We start from the raw sequence: 5,267 nt of genomic DNA on the forward strand, positions 1-5,267 counted from the left end.
GACGCCCAGTTCGGCGTCGAGACCATGTGTGTCGGTGGCGGCCAGGGCATGGCCATGGTGCTCGAGCGCCTGAGCTAGTCCACTTCGGTTTTCTACACGGCGCCGCCCGTGCCCCGCGCTTCAGCTGGGCACGGGCGGCGCCGTTTTTCTATGTACGCTCGCGCGCGTTGCGCGACGACGCCACGTCGTCGACAACGACGACGATGTGTCGCACGCTGGTGATCAGGGAACCGTACAGCGTCCAGGACATCGGATCGATTTCCTCGTTCTTTGCCATAGTCACCGACAGATCGGTGAGACGATCGTAAAGCGGGCTGACATCCGCATCCGGATCAGAGATTGCCCGTCCCGTGTCGCCGACGATATGTGCCCATTGCGAACGGAATCGCTCGTCCCAGTTTTTGTGTCCCTGCGTTGCCTCGCGGAGAGTTCGTGCCAGGTGGAGAAGGTGGGAAACGCCCTCGTTGGCGCGCGAAAGGATGTCTTCGTATCCCGCGATCGATTGCGAATCCTTGGGGGTGCCGGCGCGCGTGGCCGGCCCGAACGCGCCGGAGCGCATGCGGGGATTCCCCCTCCGCGATTCCCGCGCAAAATAGACCACCTCCCACGCCGAGTCCAGCTCGGAGGCGATGGATTCGCATTCCTCGAACCACGTATCCGCCTTGTCCGTTTCCCACGATCTGGAGAACTCCTCGGCCACGCTCACGAGCACCTTGCCCATGCGTTCGTTGACATTGTCGACATACCTTGCTGCTTGTCTTTCTCGCAGCGGCGGGATGATCACCAGGTTGACCAGAACGCCGGCTCCCACGCCAACAGCCACTTCGAATATGCGGTCGATCAGCAGTGGAGCTTGCTCACCGAAGCCGCTTCCGAGAACGAAGATGGCCGTCGTGGCAATCGCTATCCCCTCTTCGCGAAGCCACGACAGTCTCGCGGCAGCGACACCAATCAAGATCGCCAGGGCGAAACTCCACAAGCTGACGCCGAGGAAGTGACCGATGAGGAACGACAGTGCGACGCCGAGCACAGAAGCCACCATGGTCTGCACGCCGCGAACGAGTGAACGGTGCACTGTCGCATGAACCGTGAGCAGCGCCGTCCAGGGCGCCAGGAACGGCAACGATGACTCGAGCAGGGTTACAGCGATCCACCACGCGGCGGCGGCAGCCACAACGGTCTTGAGAATCTGGATGACGTCGGTCGTGAACTCCGGCCTGCGCCAGAGCGGTTCGCGTTCGTGTATGCGCCCGCCGTTCGAGGATCTCATGCGTTGCCCGATGTATCCGATCCGGCTGTGAGGTCGGGGAAAAACCCATCGGGGAACTCCGCTTTGAGCGCGGCGTGCTGTCCAGTCAAGGCAGATTCGGCAAGGAGCTCGAGAGTGGCACGTACGAGTCGCTCCATCTCTTCGCCATGCGCCGCCCCGTACAGTGCCGAAGCACGGTCGAGGAAGCTGCGAAGATTAGGCTCCGCCGTCACGTCGGTGACTTTCCTTTTCTGTCGCGTATGAGCGCTCTCGGCCTGGGAGGCGAGCTCACCTGCAACTTTACGAGAAGTTCTCGACCCGATGTCTTGTGCCACAAAGAGTTCCGATTCCCTCGGCATGTCGGGATCCGATTCTGCGTCGAGACCGATTTCTGAGTTCATCATCCACCCCACTGAGACATCTTTCTACCTCACCGCGTCGAACACGGCGCGATCGATACGTCAACACCGTAGACCGAGAACGGATGTAGTTCTTCACCCTTATGGGTGAAGTTTTGACGCCGACGCTGCCCTACCGTGAGGCGTAGTCAGCCCCTTCCGGAGCTGAGACAAAAGGCGCGAGGAACGTCCAGCCAGTCGGTGTAGGCGCTTCTGCGCGCACGATGAGCATGCGCAACCAAGAAGAGCTATGACCACAGCGTATGCGGAAAGGATCAATGCATACACACGATTCGCCAGAAGACAGCAGCGACAACTCGCACCTGCAGGTCAACGAGTCTCGGATCGACTTCTACCCGACGCGCTCGTCTGCGAAGCGGGACCACCTCGGTCGCATGGCGTGGAAAGAGCGTTCGGTGCCGACGGTGTGGTCCGACGAAGACTCCCGGTTCTCGCCGCCAACGGGCTTCGACGTTTCGGGGCATAGTAAACGCGGGTACACCATTCAACCCGGACTACTGGCCCCGGCGGAAGTACAGAAGTATTGGTCGGAGCTCAATCGTCTCATCGCCCGGTCGTCCGATACCGACGATCCACGGGTAATCCGAGAACCCGACTACGGGGACGTCCGCTCGATCTTCGACGTTCACAAGACCTCCGCGGAAATCGCCGCCCTCGCAGTGGACCCGCGAGTGCTCGACACGGCACGATTCCTCCTCGGTTCCGAGGTATACCTCCACCAGAGCCGCATCAATTTCATGCCTGGGTTCGCAGGTAGCGGCTTTTATTGGCACTCGGATTTCGAAACCTGGCATGCCGAAGACGGCCTACCGTCCCCACGCGCTGTCAGCCTCTCGGTAGCGCTCACCGATAACTACGCGTTCAACGGTGGCCTGATGGTTATCCCCGGGTCGCACCGATACTTCATTCCAGGCCAAGGGAACACACCCAACAACAACGTGGAAACCTCTCTCGTTCGCCAAGAAGTTGGCACCCCGGCTCAAGATGACGTCACCGAATTGACCGCAGAGTTCGGTATCGACCAGTTCACCGGAGCCGCAGGAGCTGGCTTATGGTTCGATTCGAACATCATGCACGGTTCGGGCAATAACATCACTCCGTACCCTCGCTCGAACATATTCTTGGTGTTCAATAGCGTTGCCAATGCGCCGCACGAACCATTCGAAAGCTCCTGGCGTCGACCCGAACATATCGCGGCAACCGCGGTCGAACCGCTCCGTCGATAGCCGCCCCGATCGCGACGGTCTCCGCATGGGGACGGTTGCATAGCGAGCCCCGGGCGGAGCGCACGTCGAACCGTTTTTCCGGCTTCCCACACGTAGGATTTCTGTATGAGTGCGATCAGAGTAGCCCTCGTCAATGATTACGACATCGTCGTGCAAGGCCTCAGAGCAATGTTGCGACGCTACGAGGGTCGAATCGAGTTCGTGGAACTGAGCGTTGATAATCACGTCGACTCGTACGCCGACATCGCTCTCTACGATTCGTTCGCGAGCCCACGGTCGTCCCCCCAACGTTCGGCGGCAATAGCGGACAATTCTCGTGTCGGGAAGGCGGTGCTCTACTCGTGGGAAATCGGTCAGTCGGAGATCGCTGAAGCTCTAGCGAGAGGCGTCGCCGGATACATTTCCAAGACCACGCCGGCACACCAGATGGTCGAGGCGATCGAGGCTATCCACCGCGGCGACGAGCCCGTCCACAATACCCCTGGCAGGCTGCAGGCGAACTACGGCGATTGGCCGGGCCGGGAAGAGGGTCTCACCCAACGTGAAGCTGAGATCCTCGCGTTGATCACCCAGGGGTTCAGCAACGAGGAAATCGCCCGGCACGCAAATATCACCATCAACTCGGTCAAAACGTACATTCGCAGCTGCTACCGACGGATTGGGGTGTCCCGGCGCGCCCAGGCCGTCCTTTGGGGAGTACAGCACGGGTTTCTCCCTGATCACGCCGATGAGCAACAGCCGTCCTAATGCAAGGGGCTGTTGTTGCCACAGTTCAAGAAAGGACTCTGCCGCTTTGCCCGACTATCCCACATTCCACGGAGTACTCGACACGATCGGCGCTACGCCCCTGATTCGGTTAGACCGTATTTATGACCGGCCCGAAACGGACGTCTGGGCCAAACTCGAAGGTGTTAATCCGGGAGGCAGCGCCAAAGATCGCACGGCTGCCGCCTTATTCGCCGATGCGACGGAAAACGGACGTTTGATCGACGTCGACTCAATAATCGAATCGACCTCGGGCAATCTCGGTATCGCGCTTGCGCGCCAAGCCCTGCTCGCGGGATTGAAGTTCCATTGTGTCGCAGACCCCAACATCAATCAGCCCACCAAGAAGACGATGCAAGCGCTCGGGGCCACGATCCATGTCGTCAATGAGCCGGACCCGACGACCGGCGACTGGCTGACGGCGAGGAAAGCTATGGTCGACAGACTGCTGAAGGAAATCCCGAGGTCGGCCACATTCGATCAATATGCGAACCGCGCGGCGTTCTCCGCACATTCGGACGGGACCATGCGCGAAATCGTGGACGCTCTCGGGGTGCCTCCGGACTTTCTGCTCGTAGCGATGAGTACGACGGGGACGATCGGCGGTTGCCGCCAATACTTACGGCGCATCGACGCCCCGACACGCGTTATCGGTGTTGACGCCGAGGGTTCAGTACTGTTTGGGGGAAAGCGGGGACCCCGAACACTCCCCGGCTTCGGCGCCGGGACCGAACCGGAACTTGCCTCGCACGCACAACCGCATGAGGTCGTACGGATTTCCGAGATCGACTCGATCGTAGGAGCGAGGAAGCTCGCGCGAAGTGAGGGGATTCTCCCGGGTGCCTCGGGAGGCGCAGTCATCTCCGCGCTCGATCAGTTTCTCCCCACAATTCCTCCTGGCTCCACGGTTGCAGTGGTCCTCCACGATCTCGGCCATGCCTATCTCGACACTGTGTACGACGACGAATGGGTCCAGGACACGATCGGCGTGACCCCGGCAGAATTGGCGGAACTGGTATCCCGCCAGATCGGCAGATACTCATGAAAATCGCCATTGTGGGCGGGGGCCCACGAGGATTGTGGGCGTGCGAAACGTTGACGCAGCGGTGCCGCGAGTACGGCGCACACGTAGAGGTCGATCTCTACGAACCTGGTCGCCCAGGTGCCGGGTCTGTCTATCGCTCCGATCAACCGGACTATTGGCGTCTCAACGTCGACGCCTCGTTGCTACGTACGTGCCTCGGATCCTTCACCGAATGGCGCGAGGACCAAGGCTACTCCACTGAACACTTCCCGCCTCGCCGGGAGGTCGGGGACTTCCTATCGGCGTCCTGGACGCATCTTTTGGCCACTCTTCCGCCGCACATGTGGCTGACCCACCGCCGCGCGGTCGTCGAAGATATACGCAAGAATGACGACGGAGCGTGGGTGGTCCAAGGCCGTCCATACGACGAGGTGCTTATCGCCACCGGCCACGCCCACTCCTGGCCGGGATCGCTGCACCTCTTGCATCCATCGCCTCGAATCCCGATCCTCAACGCGCTCTCCCCCAACCATCTCGATTCCATTCCCGCTGGTTCGGTGGTAGCAATTCGCGGAGCCGCGCTG

6 protein-coding genes are annotated in these 5,267 nt (G+C 60.7%); 4 read left to right on the forward strand and 2 right to left on the reverse strand.

Features of this window, described 5'->3' with window-relative positions:
• Positions 1-148: 148 nt before the first annotated feature.
• Together K8V11_RS05020 and K8V11_RS05025 are read right to left on the reverse strand one after the other, a co-directional pair.
• The gene (locus tag K8V11_RS05020) at positions 149-1,270 is read right to left on the reverse strand and encodes an aromatic acid exporter family protein (RefSeq protein ID WP_303911342.1); all 1,122 of its coding nucleotides are present in this window, start codon (positions 1,268-1,270) and stop codon (positions 149-151) included.
• The gene (locus tag K8V11_RS05025) at positions 1,267-1,653 is read right to left on the reverse strand and encodes a hypothetical protein (RefSeq protein ID WP_303911343.1); all 387 of its coding nucleotides are present in this window, start codon (positions 1,651-1,653) and stop codon (positions 1,267-1,269) included. The genes K8V11_RS05020 and K8V11_RS05025 overlap by 4 nt, the downstream gene beginning before the upstream one ends.
• Positions 1,654-1,925: 272 nt before the next feature.
• Here K8V11_RS05025 and thpD point away from each other — a divergent pair, with 272 nt between their 5' ends.
• The 4 genes from thpD to K8V11_RS05045 all read left to right on the forward strand — a co-directional run.
• Positions 1,926-2,894 carry an ectoine hydroxylase gene (thpD, locus tag K8V11_RS05030; protein WP_303911344.1) on the forward strand — a complete coding sequence of 323 codons (969 nt, stop codon included), beginning with the start codon at positions 1,926-1,928 and terminating at the stop codon, positions 2,892-2,894.
• Between the two features lie 105 nt (positions 2,895-2,999).
• Positions 3,000-3,641: a response regulator transcription factor gene (locus K8V11_RS05035; protein WP_303911345.1), complete on the forward strand. Its 642-nt coding sequence runs from the start codon at positions 3,000-3,002 to the stop codon at positions 3,639-3,641.
• A complete protein-coding gene (locus tag K8V11_RS05040; protein WP_303911346.1) occupies positions 3,622-4,704 on the forward strand; it encodes a pyridoxal-phosphate dependent enzyme in 1,083 nt (360 codons plus the stop codon). The genes K8V11_RS05035 and K8V11_RS05040 overlap by 20 nt, the downstream gene beginning before the upstream one ends.
• Positions 4,701-5,267: FAD/NAD(P)-binding protein (locus tag K8V11_RS05045; protein ID WP_303911347.1), on the forward strand; the 567-nt coding region annotated here is incomplete at its 3' end. The genes K8V11_RS05040 and K8V11_RS05045, both read left to right, overlap by 4 nt.

This window comes from Dietzia timorensis (genome assembly GCF_020742175.1).
GTDB classification, from domain to species: Bacteria; Actinomycetota; Actinomycetes; order Mycobacteriales; family Mycobacteriaceae; genus Dietzia; species Dietzia timorensis_A.

What these genes read in the sequence shown, in the direction of transcription:
- K8V11_RS05035 (WP_303911345.1), top strand. Translation starts at nt 3,000, where the DNA reads ATGAGTGCGATCAGAGTAGCCCTCGTCAATGATTACGACATCGTCGTG.
- K8V11_RS05040 (WP_303911346.1), top strand. Translation starts at nt 3,622, where the DNA reads ATGAGCAACAGCCGTCCTAATGCAAGGGGCTGTTGTTGCCACAGTTCA.
- K8V11_RS05020 (WP_303911342.1), bottom strand. Translation starts at nt 1,270, where the DNA reads ATGAGATCCTCGAACGGCGGGCGCATACACGAACGCGAACCGCTCTGG.
- K8V11_RS05025 (WP_303911343.1), bottom strand. Translation starts at nt 1,653, where the DNA reads ATGATGAACTCAGAAATCGGTCTCGACGCAGAATCGGATCCCGACATG.
- thpD (WP_303911344.1), top strand. Translation starts at nt 1,926, where the DNA reads ATGCATACACACGATTCGCCAGAAGACAGCAGCGACAACTCGCACCTG.